Annotated in this window: 15 protein-coding genes and 1 pseudogene; 5 read left to right on the top strand and 11 right to left on the bottom strand. The window is 41.0% G+C overall.

Annotated features, from left to right (window positions below):
- Nucleotides 1–20: 20 nt before the first annotated feature.
- The 6 genes and pseudogenes from P2A85_RS17770 to P2A85_RS17745 form a co-directional block, all read right to left on the bottom strand.
- Nucleotides 21–608 (bottom strand): anthranilate synthase component II, encoded by a 588-nt coding sequence (locus tag P2A85_RS17770; protein ID WP_377474306.1) that lies wholly within the window; start codon nt 606–608, stop codon nt 21–23.
- Nucleotides 609–629: 21 nt separating this feature from the next.
- Nucleotides 630–1,139, bottom strand: a complete 510-nt coding sequence (locus tag P2A85_RS17765; RefSeq protein ID WP_377474304.1) for a diacylglycerol kinase family protein — start codon at nt 1,137–1,139, stop codon at nt 630–632.
- A 162-nt stretch (nt 1,140–1,301) separates the two neighbouring features.
- Nucleotides 1,302–1,856 (bottom strand): rRNA maturation RNase YbeY, encoded by a 555-nt coding sequence (gene ybeY / locus P2A85_RS17760; RefSeq protein WP_377474302.1) that lies wholly within the window; start codon nt 1,854–1,856, stop codon nt 1,302–1,304.
- Between the two features lie 332 nt (nt 1,857–2,188).
- Nucleotides 2,189–2,407 carry a DUF3285 domain-containing protein gene (locus P2A85_RS17755; RefSeq protein WP_377474300.1) on the bottom strand — a complete coding sequence of 73 codons (219 nt, stop codon included), beginning with the start codon at nt 2,405–2,407 and terminating at the stop codon, nt 2,189–2,191.
- 137 nt (nt 2,408–2,544) lie between these two features.
- Nucleotides 2,545–2,748, bottom strand: a pseudogene (locus tag P2A85_RS17750) (DUF4058 family protein); the annotation flags it as partial.
- A gap of 254 nt (nt 2,749–3,002) precedes the next feature.
- A complete protein-coding gene (locus P2A85_RS17745; protein ID WP_377474298.1) occupies nt 3,003–4,382 on the bottom strand; it encodes an AAA family ATPase in 1,380 nt (459 codons plus the stop codon).
- 214 nt (nt 4,383–4,596) lie between these two features.
- On the opposite strand from P2A85_RS17745, the gene P2A85_RS17740 reads away from it, so the two are divergent.
- Together P2A85_RS17740 and P2A85_RS17735 are read left to right on the top strand one after the other, a co-directional pair.
- Entirely contained in the window at nt 4,597–4,842 is a 246-nt protein-coding gene (locus tag P2A85_RS17740) for a hypothetical protein (RefSeq protein ID WP_377474296.1), read from the top strand.
- 212 nt (nt 4,843–5,054) lie between these two features.
- Nucleotides 5,055–5,897 carry a RimK family alpha-L-glutamate ligase gene (locus P2A85_RS17735; protein ID WP_377474294.1) on the top strand — a complete coding sequence of 281 codons (843 nt, stop codon included), beginning with the start codon at nt 5,055–5,057 and terminating at the stop codon, nt 5,895–5,897.
- A 186-nt stretch (nt 5,898–6,083) separates the two neighbouring features.
- Here P2A85_RS17735 and P2A85_RS17730 read toward each other — a convergent pair whose 3' ends face one another.
- The 3 genes from P2A85_RS17730 to thrS form a co-directional block, all read right to left on the bottom strand.
- On the bottom strand, nt 6,084–6,866 hold the full coding sequence (locus P2A85_RS17730) for a DUF4058 family protein (protein ID WP_377474292.1): 783 nt from the start codon (nt 6,864–6,866) through the stop codon (nt 6,084–6,086).
- A 29-nt stretch (nt 6,867–6,895) separates the two neighbouring features.
- Nucleotides 6,896–7,684, bottom strand: coding sequence for a DUF4058 family protein (locus P2A85_RS17725; RefSeq protein WP_377474290.1), 789 nt, complete (start codon nt 7,682–7,684; stop codon nt 6,896–6,898).
- A gap of 130 nt (nt 7,685–7,814) precedes the next feature.
- Nucleotides 7,815–9,644: a threonine--tRNA ligase gene (thrS, locus tag P2A85_RS17720; RefSeq protein WP_377474288.1), complete on the bottom strand. Its 1,830-nt coding sequence runs from the start codon at nt 9,642–9,644 to the stop codon at nt 7,815–7,817.
- Nucleotides 9,645–9,831: 187 nt separating this feature from the next.
- Here thrS and P2A85_RS17715 point away from each other — a divergent pair, with 187 nt between their 5' ends.
- Entirely contained in the window at nt 9,832–10,161 is a 330-nt protein-coding gene (locus P2A85_RS17715) for a DUF2605 domain-containing protein (RefSeq protein WP_377474286.1), read from the top strand.
- Between the two features lie 13 nt (nt 10,162–10,174).
- Here the strand turns inward: P2A85_RS17715 and P2A85_RS17710 are convergent, their stop codons facing one another.
- A complete protein-coding gene (locus P2A85_RS17710; RefSeq protein ID WP_377474284.1) occupies nt 10,175–10,318 on the bottom strand; it encodes a hypothetical protein in 144 nt (47 codons plus the stop codon).
- Between P2A85_RS17710 and P2A85_RS17705 the strand changes: the two genes are divergently transcribed.
- Together P2A85_RS17705 and P2A85_RS17700 are read left to right on the top strand one after the other, a co-directional pair.
- The gene (locus P2A85_RS17705) at nt 10,317–10,628 is read left to right on the top strand and encodes a DUF2973 domain-containing protein (RefSeq protein ID WP_340518289.1); all 312 of its coding nucleotides are present in this window, start codon (nt 10,317–10,319) and stop codon (nt 10,626–10,628) included. The genes P2A85_RS17710 and P2A85_RS17705 overlap by 2 nt on opposite strands.
- Before the next feature lie 178 nt (nt 10,629–10,806).
- Nucleotides 10,807–12,795, top strand: coding sequence for a DICT sensory domain-containing protein (locus P2A85_RS17700; RefSeq protein WP_377474282.1), 1,989 nt, complete (start codon nt 10,807–10,809; stop codon nt 12,793–12,795).
- A 278-nt stretch (nt 12,796–13,073) separates the two neighbouring features.
- On the opposite strand, the gene P2A85_RS17695 is transcribed toward P2A85_RS17700, so the two are convergent.
- Entirely contained in the window at nt 13,074–18,497 is a 5,424-nt protein-coding gene (locus tag P2A85_RS17695) for an AAA family ATPase (protein WP_377474280.1), read from the bottom strand.
- Nucleotides 18,498–18,997 lie beyond the last annotated feature (500 nt).

The raw sequence follows: 18,997 nt of genomic DNA, 5'->3' as shown, positions 1-18,997 counted from the left end.
ACTCAAAATTCACAATTAAACTAAAGTCGTTCCAAGAAATTGCGTAATAATTGTTTTCCCGAAGTTGTTAAAATACTTTCCGGGTGAAACTGTACCCCTTCAATATGCGGATATTCCCGATGTCGGACACCCATAATAGTTCCATCCTCAACCCAAGCTGTAATTTCCAAAACCTCTGGACAACTCTGTTTTTCTATAACCAAACTGTGATAACGAGTTGCAGTCAGTGGCGATTCCACCCCGCGAAACACCCCCAATCCCCGATGTTCCACCTGAGAAGTTTTCCCGTGCATTAATATCGGTGCAGAAACTATTTTGCCACCGAATACTTGACCGATGCTTTGGTGTCCCAGACACACGCCCAAAATTGGCATAGTCGGCCCCAATTCTTTGATTAATTCCAGAGAAATTCCCGCATCTTCCGGCCGCCCTGGGCCTGGAGAAATCACAACTGCCGCCGGTTGCAATCTGCGAATTTCTGCTAGAGAAATTTGGTCGTTCCGGTAGACTTGCACCTCTTTTGCTACTGGCAAGTCAGCACCTAGTTCTCCTAGATACTGTACCAAGTTGTATGTAAAACTGTCGTAGTTATCGATGACTATAATCACGGGTTAACTTTAATTTGAGGTCTAATTGGCGATGGCTAATTGAATCACTGTCCAAAAAGGAGGTAGTAAAAGTGCCACCGCGACGATCGCCGCCGCCATTGCCGATACCAGTACCGCCCCAGCAGCGCAGTCCTTGGCAATTTTCGCCAGTTCGTGGTAAGATTGTCCTACAGTCAAGTCTACCAGGGATTCGATCGCCGTATTCAACAATTCCATTGCCAAAACTATACCAATGGTAATGCCGATAACTGATATTTCCACAGGCTTCAGGTGTAAGAATACCCCAAGTCCGATCGCCAGAGTGCCAATTACCGTGTGGATGCGAAAATTGCGCTGAGTTTCAAAAGCGTAACTCAAGCCAGCCCAAGCATATTTAAAACTAATCGCTAAGCTAGATGCTATTTTCCAGGACAGTTCTCGATTGTATTTTAATGCTTTTTTTGACCCATTGACTGTCTGATTGGAAGAGTCTGGAGGCATGGTTAGAAGCTTTGCAATATTTGATACTTTTGACTGTTGCTCTAGTGTCATAAACAACCAACTTTATATGATAAAGACGAGTACGTTTGAAGGATGAAAGATTGACTTGATTAAAGTATCCATAACTTTCCTAGGTCTTCACTCTAAAATTGATGTAATTTCCGAAAGTTATGTTTGAGTTTCCCTGATTTGTCAACTCATCACCAACCTAGTCTACCCAATTTCAAATTCCTGTAATGGTGTCTGGATCACAATATCGATTGCTTGTAACAAACTTTCCTGTCGATCGAGCATTTGGATTAAACTTTCTTCATCAGGGTGATCCCATCCCAAAAGATGCAGAAAACCGTGGGCTGCAAGCCAAGCTAGTTCAGTCTTCAGGGGATGTCCTTGCTGCTGGGCCTGTCGGTTGGCAGTATCGATGGAAATTACGATATCACCCAAGTATAGAGGTTCAGATGACATTTCATCTGACCCAGGACAGTCTACTTCTAAAGCCGCAAAAGCTAGTACATCAGTCGATCGATCCAGGTGGCGGTACTGAGAATTCAGCGATTGCATTTCCTCATCCCCTGTCAGACGCAGACTAACTTCATAGCCCGTGGCAGCAGGCACATCCCTATGCTGATTTTCCAGCCAAACACCAAACCAAGTTTCCCAAGTTTCGGCTGCAATCTCCCCCGTAGCTGGACTCTGAGGTTCCTTGGAATTATCAGCCGACTGTTGGGCTAGCCCATAACAGTCTTCCACATTCACCTCTATAACCATTTTTGGCGTTTCCTGTCAAGCATTTTTATAAGTAATTTTTAGTACAATCTCAGATTGTGCGATCGAGTTCAGAAACTTTTGGCTTTTAGCAGGAACCTTACAATAATTAGTCAAAATTGCAAGATGCCGAAACTACAATCAGCTTAACTCCCCAATCGTCAAAAATCAAAATAGAAATTAAAAAACCCGGTTTCTGGCGATCGGCCTCAACCTAAAATCTACGATTATTAGATTACATACGGGTGGAATCCTCACAGAAGAGCGCCTTTGAACCCACACTAACCGAGACGGTATAGTGTGGGGATTCCCGTCTGTTTAGCTAAAAACCGGATTTAAGAATTGAAATATCGATCGACAAAAGCCAAACCAACGAGTACGCCCAAAAGTCCAGCAGCAGTCAAAGCAAAATGAAACAGAGAAGTCGCCCGCTTCCGCACCATATTCCGCATCGCTAGCTTGACATAACTCGGTGGAGGTGCATTGTTTGTCGGCGCTGTCGGGGTTTCGGCGACGGGTTCTTCGGATGTTGGGGCTGAGGGAGGTTGAGTCATATTCGTTATTTTAGAAGGTTGACAGAGCACGCCACGATGTTAACAAAAATGTAACGTTTTGTGTAGGATTTTTTAGCTTTCACAGGACTTAAGCATGAGGCCCCAGCCCGCCCATAAAACGCCGAAACATCCCTCAATTATTCCATCAATCCCCTCTCCCGCAACAAAGCATCCGCCCAAACAGCATCGGTTTCCGACGGCGCAGGTACTAACTGGGCCGTATAATTGAGTGTAATGTCATAGGCGGCGCGATCGTACACAACTCGATATTTGGGTACCAGTTGAGGAACTAAAGCATCTGCGATCGCCACTATCAACCGATTATGAACTTCTGGCCAAAAATCAGGACTTTCTCAATAGGGATTCATCCCCGGAAATGGATTAGTCATTGATTTAACTCCTATTAATTTACCTACTTCTACCAATTTTTTATGAGGCCCCGTAGAATCTGATCCCCCCTAACCCCCCTTAATAAGGGGGGGACAAGAGTTATTCTTTGCGATCGATCGGGAGCGTCATCAAAATCGGGGCGCAGATTAACAAAATTTTTGATTTTTTATGTAAAACTTTTCATATCAGTTATCAACTTATTTTCCTAAAAATCACTCTTAATATGTGCTTTAAAAATAGCATTTAGCTGAAATTTTGCTAGCTCTTTTCTGGGAACTTTTTCTACTAAACAGCGTCTGGTTAAAGATTGTATAATGTGCATAAATTTAGCTTGAGATACTTCCATATTAGCAGGTTTTTGGGAAATATCTATCGGTTCATCTTGATTGGCTAACCAGTTTATCACATTTTTTTCTAATTCTGATAACCGCTCTAACTGCGATTCTAAATATAATTCTATATCACCTAAAAATAAGTCATCTTCATCTGTCAGAAAAAGGGAAACCTTCCCGTTAAATAACTCTATAATTGTTGAAGCAATAATATTTAACCAAGCTGGATGACTTTGATATAGTGTTATTAATTCATCCCATTTTGCCTCATCTTGTAAATCTTTTTGTCTCAAGATTTCTTTCGCATCTTCTCCTAATCCTTGCAGATGTAATGTTTTTGTGTGTTTATTTTCCTTTTCTAAAGTCTCTATTTCTCCAGATTTTTCCCAGCTAATTAAAATTAAACAACTTTGATGAGACAAGGTAGCAATTTGCTGAAAAAATTTACAATAATCTTTATAGTCTGTTAAATACTGACCCACGAAGTTACCAGTTTTAAAAATATTCTGCACGTCATCAAGGATTACTAAACAACGAGATGAGCGAAAATAATCTATTATTTCTGGTGATGGGGTTGCGTGGGATTGAGAAAAAAACTGTTTAAGTTCATCTTTAAGGTCGATCAGTTTAGGTAAATGCTCAAGACTGCGATAAATAATATAATCGAATTGTGTGTTAATTTCTGAGATTAATTTCAGGGTTAAAGCCGTTTTTCCTATGCCACTCAATCCATAAATTGTGATTAATTTAGTCTTATTTTCTAAAATCCATTCTTTAAGAGTAAAAATTTCTGAATTACGCCCATAATCATAGTTTAATTCTGGCGCTGTTGTTAGATTAACTATTGGGGATTGATTTTCGGTTTGGGGATGACGCGAGCGCTTTTCTATATCTTCTGAAGATTGGGAGTTTTCTCTACAAATATTAACATGATTCTTCTTAATGTTATGATTACTAATAATCAGTGAAGAATCACCGAAACTGTAGATAGTAGATGAGGCTTTATTTTCTAAAATAGAACGCACATTCCCTTGTTTAATATCTTCTTGAAAAACCTCAGAGAGAAGTTTCCATAATTTTGCACCCTCTTTTTTAACATGATTGTAACTATACCCATTATTTACCGCAATTTTTTGAAAATTTTGATGTTGTAAAACACTTTCTAATATAGATTTTTGTAAAGAATCAAGATGTTGTCCTGTTTTAGCGAATACCTGGTCATCGGTCGATTTTGACAATTCTTTAACGTCCATATATTTTTAACCTCACTCAATCTTTTTAGTTTAGCCACTAAAACCCACTTTTTGCCCCTAAAAGTTAAGTTTTGTAAAAGGTTACTAAAGATTAGCACCCAATGACACTATATCACACCAAATCCCACTATCAATTTTCCTAGCAAATGCCACCCCAGTCTAAAAGTTAGAAAGTACAATATTAAATGTTAACCAATTTTCAAGAATAAATCACATGAAAACACAAACTTTTGATGAAACAGCAAGATCGGTGCCTTTTACCCTAAGTTTTGTAGAGAGACTCGACCAAGCATTGTATGATGAAGCGATTAAGGATTCAGAGATACTAACACAATCCTATGATCCGAAAACTCAAACATCGAATATTCCTGTTTCTGCTAATGGTACTTCCTTGACATATGGTGCTTCACATAGTGGTCTTCTCTCTGGTAAAGATGATACGAAGCAAACTGATACTTAAAGCTAAAATTTGCATTAGGTGAAGACGATTATCATGGCTTTCTGCATAAAATAAGATGGATTATACGGTACGGTAGGGTGCGAAGCATTCTATCGTCCCGCTTTAAGCTGTTAGCTATCGTAAGTAGTAAAATCCTGATTTGGATACCGCATAAAGATCAATTAACCAACATATCTGATTCATCACCCCAAAACGAGATTACAAATTAAAATATGATATTAATTTTTACGAACAAGCAGGATACACACACTGATGAAGTTATCAGAAAACTACATAAAAAAGATATTGAAGTTTTCAGGTTAAATTCAGAAGATTTGCTTCGGAAATATCAGATAAATCTTTACATTGATGAAAATGGTTTATGGAATGGAGAGATTACTGACGAACTTGGTAGAATATTAAATTTAGCCAAACTAAAAGTAGCATGGTTGAGAAAACCTGACTTTGATTTTTTTGGTAAAATTGCTGAATCTACAGAGGAACAGTTTATCGCTTCAGAAACAAAAGCTTTTATCAATATACTATATTCTATACCCAGCATAAGATGGATAAACGATCCATTTATCGCCAATAAAGCGAAAGTAAAATTTCAACAACTTTTACTGGCCAATAAATACGGGATAAAAATCCCCAAAACACTGATAACCACGCAGCCAGAAACAGCCAAAGAGTTTTTTATAGAGTGCGGAGAGGAGGTCTTAGTTAAAACCATTTATACTGGAAATGTGACCATTGATGGGCTAAATCAAGGAATACCGTCAAGAAAGATTGGCAAAGATGATTTTTATAATTTCTATAAAAACATTTCTTTATCACCGACTCAATTGCAAGAATATATCGAAAAAGCTTTTGAATTAAGGATTACAACTATTGGTAAAAAGGTATTTGCCGTTAAAATTGATTCACAAGCCCATGAAGAGACCAAAATTGATTGGCGACTACATACTCAAATTAATCCCCATTCTATCTTTGAACTACCGGCAAAAATAGAAAATTCTGCATCGATTTTTTGGAGGAGCAAAAACTATTATATGGGGCGATGGATTTTATTGTGACTCCCAACAATGAATATGTGTTTTTAGAAAATAATCCTTTTGGTCAATACCTTTGGCTAGAAATAGAAACAAAAATACCATTAACGGAAGAGATTTGTAATTTATTAATAAGCTATCTTGATGCTTGATTACTGTTTTTTCGACTTCACCCTTCGAGTGAAAGTTGTAGGGTGGGTAATCGCTCTTTCAATCCTCCCTCTCCCGCAACAGAGCATCGGCCCAAGCAGCATCGGATTCTGAAAGTGCAGGGACTAACTGGGCCGTATAATCGAGGGTAATGTCATAGGCGGCGCGATCGTACACTATATTCAACAACGCCTGCAAATCGACGATCGGCTCGACATCACCTGCACGCAAAGGCAACGGAAAACCAGGAATCGCATCTGGTAGATTAAATAAGTATAAATCCGCCCCAGGTCTTTGATTGCTCCGACTCACCAAAATTCGATAATTAGCTGTAATATCATTGTCCAAAACTGGGAGAGGTTCCCAACCCCGCAACAAATCAATCTCCACAAAATTCGTGCGACTTCCAAATATCTTATCCCGCTTTTCCTCATACATTTCGCGACCTTTTCCCGGACGTTTATTAGCAGGTGAAAGCACCTCAATTACGGTCACAACTTCCTTATTAGCTATATCTATCACCTCCAAATACCCTTCTCTCAACTCCTCAGACATTGCTAATCTTACTTTCAAAGGTTCAGTAGTTCGTGTGGCGACAGCTACATTAGATGTACTTGAATTTCTAGGAATCGGATTGTGCTGGATAGACACATCGGGAATCCCGACTAACAGCGATTGTTCTCCCTTAATTTCATAAATCCGCTTTTCAATCGCCACTCGATATTTGGGCACCAGTTGAGGAACCAAAGCATCTGCGATCGCGACTATCAGCCTATTATGTACTTCAGGCCAAAAGTCAGGACTTTCTAGATAAGGATTCATCCCTGGAAATGGATTAGGCATTGATTTAACTCCTGTTGATTTACCTAATTTTATACCCTTAACTCTCTTTCCCGCAACCAACTATCAGCCCAAGCAGCATCGGCTTCCGACAGCGGGGGAACTGGTGCGGCGGTATAATCTATTCTAAAATCATAGGCGGCGCGATCGTAAACCCCATTCACTAACGCTTGTAAATCTACAATTGTTTCCGCATCTCCTGGGCGCAAAGGCAATGGAAACTGAGGAATCATATCGGGTAAATTGAAAAGGTATAAATCCCCCAAAGGCTTTTGATTTGCCCGACTTAACAAAATTCGATAACTTGCCTCAATATCGTTACCAAAAACTGGCAGAGGTTGGTAACTTCGCAGCAAGTCAATCTCAACCAGATGACTGTTACTACTAAACACCTTTTCCCGCTTTCTTTCGTACATTTCGCGCCCTTTTCCAGGGCGCTTATTGGCGGGTGACAGCACTTCAATCACTGTCACAACCTGTTTAGTTTCTATTTCGACTACCTGCAAATAAGTTTCTTTTAATTCCAGGGGTAAAGGTATTGTTACCTTCAAAGATTTTGCGGGTGGAGTGGCGACAGCAACATTAGAATTAGTTTCGGTTCTTGGATTAGGTGTGCGCTGTATTGTAACATCGGGAATACCAATGATTAAAGCTTCTTCACCACTGATTTGATAAATTCTTTGTTCGATATCTACTAAATATTTAGGGAGTAGTTGCGGAGTCAACCAATCTGCGATCGCCACTATTAACCTATTATGAACCGAACGCCATAATTCAGGACTTTCTAAATAAGGATTCATCCCCGGAAACGGATTACTCATTAATTTAACTCCTGTTAACTTACATGATGCTACTATTTTAGCCGATCGCCTAGAAAAACGCAGACAATATCCAACTATTATCTGCGTTAATCTGCGTTAATCCGCCTTCATCTGTGGTTAAAAAATCCTCCTAAAAATCCCCATAACTACTAATCGCCCCCTGCAATCTTCCCATCACCTCATCAACCGAAATCGCACCCAACTCCCCAGAAGCACGAGTCCGAATATTCAAACTATTCGCCTCAACTTCCTTAGCACCGACAACACCCATCACCGGAATTTTATCCTTCTCAGCATTCCGAATCAACTTACCCAAACGCTCATTACTATCATCAGCTTCAGCACGAATGCCTAGAGCCTTCATCTTCGCAGCCACTTCCTTCGCAAAGGGCAAGAATTCACTGCTAACAGGTAACAAACGCACTTGAATCGGCGCTAACCATAGTGGGAAATCCCCCGCATACTGCTCGATCAAAATTCCGATCAAACGTTCCAAAGAACCGAAAGGAGCGCGGTGAATCATCACTGGGCGCTTGCGAGTGCCATCTTCGGCGACGTATTCCAAATCGAAACGTTCGGGCAAATTATAGTCAACTTGCACAGTTCCCAATTGCCACTCTCTATCCAAGACATCTTGGAAAATGAAATCGAGTTTTGGGCCGTAAAAAGCTGCTTCCCCAATTCCCTCAAAATAGTTCATTCCCAAAGTTTCTACGGCGCGGCGAATCGCACCCTGAGCTTTTTCCCAAGCTTCATCGGAACCGATATATTTATCCAAATTATTTGGATCGCGGAAACTCAAACGGGCTTTGAAATTCTTGAGTTGCAGACTTTTAAATACTGATAAAATCAAATCCACCACATTCAAAAATTCTGCATCCAATTGTTCCGGGGTGACAAATAAGTGGGAATCATCCACCGTAAAGCCACGAACTCTGGTTAAACCACCCAATTCTCCCGATTGTTCGTAGCGGTAAACTGTGCCGAATTCTGCTAAGCGCATTGGCAATTCCCGATAGGAACGCAATTCGCTTTTGTAAATTTGAATGTGGAAGGGGCAATTCATGGGTTTCATCACAAAACCCTGTTCATTTGCGGCCGCTTCTGCATCTTCTGCCATGAGCGGAAACATATCTTCTTTGTATTTCTGCCAATGTCCAGAGATTTTGAACAAATCTACTCTGGCGATGTGCGGAGTCACTACTTGCAAATAGCCACGTTTGATTTGTTCCTGTTTCAAGAAATCTTCTAAAATACTTCTCAAAATCGTGCCTTTGGGAGTCCACAAAGGCAAGCCTGGCCCAACTGCATCGGCGAAAATAAACAAGCCTAATTCTTTGCCTAATTTGCGGTGATCGCGTCTTAGGGCTTCTTCTTTGCGGTGTTTGTATGCTGCTAATTGTTCGGGGGTTTCCCAAGCGGTGCCGTAAATTCGCTGTAGCTGGGCTTTGGTTTCGTCGCCGCGCCAATAGGCTCCTGCTAGGCTTTCTAGTTCGATCGCCTTTGGATTCAATTCACTGGTATTGTCTAAGTGAGGCCCGGCGCACAAATCCCACCATTGGTCGCCCAAATGGTAAAGAGTAATCGGTTCGATCAAACCTTCGAGAATTTCTAATTTGTAAGGTTCGTTAATTGCTTGAATCCGCTGCTGAGCTTCTTCGCGGCTGACTTCTTCACGAATTACAGGCAATTTGCGGTTGATGATTTTGATCATCTCTTTTTTAATGGCTTTTAAATCCTGTTCCGTAAATGGTTCGGGAGTGTCAAAGTCATAATAGAAACCGTTTTCAATCCAAGGGCCAATGGTGACTTGGGCTTTGGGAAACAATTTCTGTACCGCCATCGCCATGACGTGGGAGGTGGTGTGGCGAATTTTTTTTAGTTGCTCCGACTCGCTGGTGCGGGGCAAATCTATTTTAGCGGGCTGTTCTGGAACGGAAATGGATTCTGAGCTAGACATCGGCTGATTTAGCAATTAATTTAGTTGCACTGGCTTCTATCTTACTCAGTCCTCGGCATAGGATGGCTTTCTTTAATCGAAAATCCAAAATCCAAAATCGAAAATCAATTGAATCTTTGTTAAAAAAATGTTACAATTTGTAAATAGCGTCTAAGATTAAAATAGATAAATAACCCAATTTTGATCCATGCTTAATCCCAATTTGCCAGAAGCCGAATTGCTCAAATCCATACTGCAACCGCTGTTAGAGGATTTTAAATACTGGTTCGGTCGATCGGCAACTCTTTTGGAAACTGAGGAAATTGCCTTTCTCACCAGTGAGGAGCAATCTGACTTGTTAGCGAGAGTTCAACAGGCTCAGCAAGAAGTAAGTGCTGCCAGCGCTTTATTTCAAGCAACGGGTGGTCAAGTTGGGATTGAAACCGCAGCCATGATGCCGTGGCACAGACTGCTTGCCGAATGCTGGAAAGTCTCGTCGCGATTTCGCGCCTCGCCTGCGGCGAAGCCTGGAAAATAAGGTGATTTCAAATTCAACCCGCCGTCAAATCCCAAGTTAGGGAAATATCGGCGACAGACTTGACAACATCAAAAAAATTTCCAGTTAATAATTTATTAATTGCTGAAACACATTTGTAAATTGCTGTGTGGCTGTTTAGCCCGGAGGAAAAAATCATGTTACATCTGCTTTATATCCTAGCTTTTACCGTTCTTGCCTTTCTGGCCGTCGGTAACTTAATCCGCAGTTTAGTCACGGTGGGGATGGAGTCCCAGCGCCCTCAACAATTTAGACATCCTCATCGTTACGCATCCTCTTCTCGCTCTCAAAGTGTGCCGCATCCCGAACTTTTAGATGAATACGGAAACATAGTCAACGAGCCTCTGTTAGTGATGCGTTCGCTTAGTGTACAAGATGCCCGCGAACAATTGGATGCTCTCTACAAATCATCTCCCGGCGGCAGCGACGAAGGTGGCGAGCTCGTATGATTCGGTGAAAGGCACAGCATTTATACTTACGCGATCGGGGTCAGAAAAAAATAATTAACCGTTAGTTTGTAAGTAATGGCTAATTAGTGGTGTTTTTTGAGAGATACTAAAAAGGGATCGATCTAAAGTGTCGATCGCTCCCGTTTTGTCATCGGCAAAAATGCTCGCTTAAGGCTAGATGATCGTCCCTATTTCATTACTCGCAGAACTTCTGCAAGCTTTGCCCCAACTACGGGCCCAAATTTATTTCAAATCTTCCATGACAGCGCTGTCTCACGCGATGGAAGACTTGGTTTTGGCAGGTTCTGATGAACCGTTAGTCATTGCTAGTTTTCAGCGAGAGCGATTTTATCGCCAGGAAGCTCACCGCTATCGGCGTATTTCCGATCGCTCATCTCAGGTATACGTGCTAGCAGCACCGGAAACTGACTTTAAAAACTCCTCGGAATTTTACGAAACTGTGGCTTTCGATCCACGGGATGGATTAAGTCAAGAGTGGCACTTAGTGGTCATCGGAGAAAACTACTCAACTTGTCTGATTTGTCAAGAAAAATTTATCCCTCTGGAAAATCAGGATGAGGGGGAACTACTCTTGATGGATCAAGCTCGTAGATTTGAGGGAATTTGGACTTTCGATCGGGATGTAAGTTGCAAAGCAGCCCAATTGCTGCTCGATCGCATTGTCAAATATCGCCCAGAATTAGCCGAAAAGATCGAACGAGCACAAACCACTTATAATCTGGTCAAAAAACCGAAAAAATCCCGGAAAGCCGAGACTACCAAAGCTGCAAAACCAGAGAAAACTTTAGGGAAAACTCCCAAAATTCCCAATCCTAAACTCAGCGATGCTTTTACCGAACGCTTGGTGACTTACTTGCAAGCTGGTCAACACAAACTGCTGAAAGCCTACGGTGCGATCGCGGCCCAAGAACGCAAAGAACGCTTGGTGAATACGATCACAACAGCCATGCGGCAATCGCTAAATCCTCAAGAAATAGTGGAAGTAGCAGTGCAAGAACTCGGTACAGCTTTGTCAGCCAACCGCTGTTTGATTTATCGCTGCAAAGCGACAGATATTGCAACTAAAATCGAGCGCGAATTTTTGCGCCCCAGCACTAATTCCCTGCTAAATCAGACTTGGCCCTTGCAGGAAAATCCGATATTTCGTGATGCGGTGGCAAACCAAGAGCGAGTTTACATTCAAGATACTGCACAACATCCACTGATTGTCAATACTAAATCCCTACAAAGGACTGTCCAACAGTGGGAAATTGTCTCCTGGTTAATGGTACCAGTGCTTTATCATGGGCGGATTTTGGGGATGGTGGAAATGCACCAGTGTCGATCGACTTTGGCTTGGGAAGAAGATGAACTGGCTCTAGTAGAGGCGATCGCGACTCAACTGGGTTCTGCCTTAATTCAAGCAGAAACCTACGCTAATTTAGAAGAACTAAATCAACAATTAGAAGCCTTAGACCGCACTCGCAGCAATCTCATTGCCATCACCGGACACGAACTCCGCACTCCCCTTTCTACAATTCAAGTATGTCTAGAAAGTTTGAATTCCGAACCAGATATGCCAGCAGAATTGCGGAAAATCATGTTAGAAACAGCCCTAGGCGATGCCGATAGAATGCGGAAACTCGTCCAGGATTTCCTAACTCTTTCCCACTTAGAAAGCGGTCGAGTGGAATGGAATGTGGAATCACTTACCTTGCAAGAATGCGTAGATTTAGCCCTCAGCAGCGTTAGAGCTCGTTCCTTTGATAGAAAGTTGCCGGAAATTATCACTGATGTATCCGCAGAATTGCCTCTAGTGCAAGCTGATGGCGAGTGGTTGGTAGAAGTGCTTTCCAAACTGTTAGATAACGCTTGCAAATTCACCACACCCCAGGGAAGCGTGACGGTTCGAGCTCACTGTAACGGTTATCGGATGGTGGAAGTGCTAGTAGCCGATACCGGGAGAGGAATAGAGGCGAATAGTTTAAAAGTAGTGTTCGATCGATTTTATCAAGAAGAAGGAGCTTTGCGCCGCAGTGCCGGCGGTACAGGTTTAGGATTAGCAATTTGCAAACAGATTGTGGCTGGCTGGGGAGGTAAAATTTGGGTAGATTCCCCAGGAAAAGACAAAGGGAGTGAATTTCATTTCACTATTCCCACCGTATAAAATACCGAGATAGCCGACTTTTTGAATAATTTGGTTATCCCACAAATAACCACTAATACCAATTTATATCAATTCCGGTTGTATCGGAATGATTTAACCGCGAAGGCGCGAAGTACGCGAAGGAAGAGAAGAGAGAGTTTAATACAGGACGATGAAGAGAGGATTTGGTATTAATGTGAAGTTGTACATATTCCGCTCCCCTTCGCATCCCCACCCCCCCTTACTAAGGGGGTTAGGGGGGATCAAATTCTATGCAGCCTCACAAAAAATTGGTATAACTACATCGGAATACTAATTACAAATTCCGTTCCTTTCCCCACCGATGAAAAACATTCCAAAGTCCCTCCATGTTTTTCGGTTACTATCTGATGACAAATCGACAATCCCAATCCCGTTCCTTCCCCTTCTACTTTAGTGGTAAAAAATGGAGTAAACAATTTTTCGATCACACTTTCCGGCATTCCAAAGCCGTTATCAGCGATCCGAATCACCAAGGTGTCCATTGTTTGTCCTGCTTTTTCGGAAACTCCGGAAGTAGAAATGGTAATTTTATTGGGATTTTTATCTATTTGTGCATAGGTTTTGCCCACATTAGATTCATCCAAAGCATCAATTGCATTAGCAATCAAGTTCATAAATACTTGATTCATTTGTCCTGGATAGCAGCGTAATTTTGGTAACTCACCATAATATTTAATGATTTTAATTGCTGGTCGAGTTTGCTTGGCTTTCAGTCGGTGAGACAAAATCATCAAAGTAGTTTCAATTCCTTCATGAATATCAACGGCTCTTTTTTCCGCGGTGTCGGTGCGGGAGTAGTTGCGGAGGGATTGCATGATATCACGAATGCGATCGATTCCCAATTTCATTGATGCCGTGGTTTTGGGCAAATCTTCTAATAGGTATTCCAGTTCGATAGACTCAATTTCATCTTCAATTTCTTGTCCAGGTTCGGGAAATTTTTGTTGATAAAGATTGAGCAAATTAATCAAATCATCAATATATTCTTGAACGTGGTGCAAATTTCCAGAAATGAAACCAACGGGATTGTTGACTTCGTGAGCAACTCCAGCCACCAGTTGTCCAAGTTGAGATATTTTTTCAGTTTGAACTAATTGTGCTTGAGTTTGTTGCAGTTGAATCACTGCGGCTTTTAACTCACGAGATTTTTCTTGTTCGCCAGCATAGAGACGGGCATTTTCAATGGCAATTGCAGCCTGTGCTGTCAATATTTGCAACAGTTTCAATCGCTCCCTTGTAAACGCACCCACTACCAGATTATTTTCTAAATAAACTACACCAATCGACTTGCATTGATAGAGGATAGGGGCGCACAAAAGTGATTTAGGTTTATTTTTTTGAATATATAAATCCCCTTGATAAATTGTTTCTTTGGCTGCATTTGTCAATAGAATTGCTTGCTGAGTCATGACCACATATTGGATGACGGAAATCGGAAGCTCTGAACTATTTTTTAATAAAGTAGGCTCGTGGAAAATGCGGAAATTTTGATTGTGTCTATCCAAGACTTCTATGGAAAGTTCCCCATCTTTTTCCAGAATAATAGCTCCTTTTTCAGCTCCAGCATTTTCTAAAATAATATGCAGCAGTTTTGTTAACAATTTCCCTAAGACAATTTCACTAGAAATTGTCTGGGATGCTTTCATTACTGTTCCTACATCTAAAATGTTACCATCGGCAGAGGTACTGGCAGTGGTAGTGACTGTTATTTGATTATCGGATATTTTTTGAAACCAATCGGGATGGGAGTTTTCTAATTGATTAACTTTGGCAATAGCACCCCATTGCAGATAACAAAAACGAGCGTCATTAAGATAAAATTTGGCGACATTGTACCGATTTTGTGCTAAATAAAAGCGAGTTGCTAGTTCGTTGGCTAGGGCTGCATTTTGGATAAATCCATTTTCCAGGGCTGAGGCGATGGATTGGTCGTAATATTCTGCTGCTGCATAATTATTTCCTGACAGTCGTGCTATTTCTGCGTGGATTAATAAATATTTGTGTTGATAGTTGGCTGGGGAATGTTGCGCCAAATCTCGAAATTCTTCGAGGCTGAGGTTGAGTTGTTTTTGGTATAGTTGACGATCGCGATCGCTGGCATTTGTGGCACCAGACGCCAGAGCGATCGCGTAATGAAAACGAAAAACAGGATTGACAAAATGACCGGCACCACCTTTCAAAAATTCCGCCCCATCCAGGGCATATTCTAAGGCTAGATGGACGTCACCAAACCAGTTAGCAATAGTCAGTTTGTAAAGATAGATTACAAAAATCGTAGTCAGATCGGCAGAGGATTCAGCAAATTTTAACAGCGCTTCATCATCAATAAAAGTTTGAGGTATCTGGGCGGCTTCTAAGGTGCAGGTAAGTTGGGCGATCGCATTTTTGTTCAACAAGTGATAGGCCAACATATTGCGATCTATTTTTGACAACACAGGGATAAAATTATCTGTAATTACTGTGGTTTTTTGTAGAGATTCATTGCCAAAAAAACAACCCCATACATAATTAATCGAAGCATAACCAGACCACTGATAAGCTCCTGTTTCTATGCCGAGGTTAAAGGCTTTCAGCATTAACAACTTGCCCTCATCTATATATTCAATATAATGCAAGGTTAAAGCCCCCCACATATGGAAAATACAAGCACCTAACTCTTTAATATTCCAAGCTTCGTAGAGATTGAGCGATAGTTTTCCCGCTGCACAACCAGCCTCAATTTCACGATATTTAGTAATTAAAGTAAAGGCATACAAAGTGTAACCAAAGGCGGAAATTCGGCAATTACCATGCTCAACACTCCCTTGGACTAACTTCATGGCGCAGAGAAATTGAGCGTTGGGATTGGTAAAATAGGCGATGGGGAACAGTTCTTTCAAAATCCGGTGGGCTGCGAGTTTTAGCGGATCTGTGAGTAGGGGTAAATCTGCCAAATCGGCGATCGGCCTATCGCCAATCATCGCCTTCGTTTTGGCTAATTCACTAGCTAAAAAATTCTCATCTGGGTAAAATTCAAATTCGACACCCAAAGATTGTAATGTTTCCACACCTAACTTGTAAGCAGCAGACAAATCATTTTTCATCCGTAAACAAGTCATTTTGAATTCATTGATTAAGCAATGTGATAACAAACTTTGAGTATGAGGCATGATTTCATCAAAAATCACTAAAGCTTCATCATTATTTCCATTCAAATATTCGGCTTCGCCCCGTGCTATATTCAATTCTAAAGTCAAGGCATAATTATCTTGCCAGCTTGAGGCTGGTAAAGTGTTGCATCCAGTTTCAAAAAAAGTCTTTGCATCTTCAAAAGCAGAAGCAGATTTAGCCAGTTTTCCAGCTTGTAAATTTAGTTGGGCTAATTGATAAAATTCTTCATTGCTAGCAATCAACTCGCGAGCAAAGTTGAAATGATTGACAATATCAAATATTTTTTCTTGGCGTTCCGTTTCATTAGTGTTTTGCAACAACAAACGTCCTAATTTCAGATGAACTGGTTGTTTCTGGGCATCAGGAATCATGACATAGGCGGCTTGTTGTACTCGATCGTGCAAGAACTTATACCGCACCTTGCCGGCTGTTTTGTCCAATTTTTCCAATTCCTGCCCATCCAATACTTGCGCTACTCGATAGGTGTTATCTACAGGTAAAATCAAACCCACTTGCAGTGCTTCCCACAACTCTCGTGCTGTTTCAGCTAAAGATTGTTCGCTGGCTAGGGACAATAAATCTAAAGTAAATTCATTGTCTATGCAAGCAGCTAATTGTAAAATATTTTGAGTGGAAACCGACATTTTTTTTATCTTGTTTACCATCAAATCGACTACATTTTCTGATATTTCTTGCTGCTGAATTTCTTGAATATTCCACTGCCATTCATCCTCTTTTACATTAAATGTTAGCAATTTGTCTTGATGCAAACACCTCATTAATTGCTTAATAAAAAAAGGATTTCCTGCGGTTTTTTCTAACAACAATTTACCCAAAAGATCGGCTTTTTTAAATGTACATTTAAGGGTGTCAGATACTAATTGATTAACCTGATAAATTGTTAAGGGTTTTAATTGAATTTCTGTAATCGAAATCCCTTTAACCCGAAGGGCATCATTGGCTAGCATCAACGGATGCGTAGGACTGACTTCACGATCTCTATAGGCATTAACCACTAGCAAGTAAGGGTTTCTGGCGATGCAATTTTCTTGATACATATTGACTGTTGCAGCATCTATCCACTGACAATCATCGAGAAATAATATTAAGGGATTTTCCGCAGTTGCTATGGCGTGGATAAACTGCTGCATGACTCGATTGAACCGATTTTGAGATTCAATCACACCAAGTTCGGGTACGGGAGGTTGCGGGCCTAAAATTAACTCTAATTCGGGGATAGCCTCGATCGCAACTTGAGCATTAACACCCAAAGCATTGAGTAGTGTTTTTCGCCATTGGGCTAACTGAGCTTGGCTTTCCATTAAAATTTGATTAACCAAACTCCTCATCGCTTGATTGAAAGAATTGTAGGGAATATTGCGCTTAAATTGGTCAAACTTTCCAGATATAAAATATCCACGGTGGCGAGTTAAATCGCGAATTATTTCCTGGACGAATACAGATTTTCCAATGCCTGAATAGCCTGACACAAGGACGATTTCACTACCACCTTTCCTAACTCGCTCGAAGATTTGCAATAGTTGTTCGACTTGTTTTTCTCGTCCGTAAAGTTTTTGGGGTATCGACAACTGGCTCCTGGCATCGAATTGGCCAGGGATAAACTCGGAAACTATACCATGACTTTTAATTTGATTGTGGCAAAGTTCTAAATCCGCTAACAATCCTGTGGCGCTTTGATAGCGATCTTCGGCATTTTTTGCCATGAGCTTGGCGACAATTTGTGCTATAACTAGGGGGATGCTTGGGTTTAATTCTTGAATTGGAGTCGGTTGTTTAGCTATGTGACAGTGTACCATTTCTAAGGGTTCGTTGCTCTGAAATGGTAATTGTTTTGTCAACAGTTCGTAAAAGGTGACACCTAGGGAATAAAAGTCGCTGCGGTAGTCTAGGTCTCGATTCATCCGCCCAGTTTGTTCTGGGGACATATAGGCGAGAGTGCCTTCTAGTCGATCGGGATTTTTTAAGTTTGGATATTCTTTGTTTAAGCGAGAAGCGATGCTAAAATCAGTAAGTTTTACTTGTTCTGTTTGAGGGTTAATGATAATATTAGCCGGCTTAATATCTTTGTGAATTATTTGACGTTGATGAAGATAAATTAAAGCTTTTGACAAGGACACCGCAATATTGAGAAACTGCGCGATAGATAATTCGCAATCTTGCAATGGTATGTTTTCTATTGTTTGAGCTTGGGGATTGGAGCTATACCCCAGGCTTGTCATCCATTTTCTCAGCGATCGCCCCCCCATGTCTTCTAAAATTAATAATAAGCAATTTTGAGAATTTTCAATACCATAGACTTTGATGATGTGCTCAGAGTCTAGATGTTGAGTAATTTGATACTCGTGCTTGAGTCTGGCGAGCTGGTCTAGGGTGGGACAGTCGGTATTTAAAACTTTAAGAATCAGAAACTGTCCATCGGCTCTCGATACCGCGCGATAGATAACTGTGTGAGCTCCTTGGTGGATAATTTCTTGCAGCTCATAACCAGAAAATCCTGAAGCTGGGAACATGGTTTTTCCTTTCTATTTCGTAGATTTGGTTTGTGAGTATAGAATGCCAGATATGCCGCCAAGTTCAATTACGGGCGAGCGACGGGTCTGAATATAAGTTTGCCAAAGGTATCTTAGTCCCTCGAAACAAAAAAAAATACTTACGTAGGAAGTGAGTATTTTAGCTAGCTACAAGACCAAGCAACAAAGAATCTGAGAATCCGAACATTCTTTACATTGGTTTCCTTCTAGGTTGTCATAAAGGAAACTCCTGTTTTTGCCTTTCTGGGCTGCCTCGCCCCTTACTTACGCGATCGCCATAACTTTTAAGTGGAAAATATACATAGTTCCCAAGATAATAGGTCTAGAAATTATAACTCAAAACCGTCTTCACAGCCAACAATCAATGGAGGATCATTTTGGAGAATTTGAAAATTGCATAAAGCTGCCCCAGGAATAAATTAGGGGTTAGCGCCCACAGGAGTTCGGTATTTTTTTGCGAGCGCTCCTTTTACAAAATA

Origin of the sequence: Microcoleus anatoxicus (assembly GCF_042465725.1) — a bacterium.
Classification (GTDB): Bacteria; Cyanobacteriota; Cyanobacteriia; order Cyanobacteriales; family Microcoleaceae; genus Microcoleus; species Microcoleus anatoxicus.
Note: the sequence above shows the minus strand (reverse complement) of the source record. Positions and strands in the feature narration are given on the sequence as shown.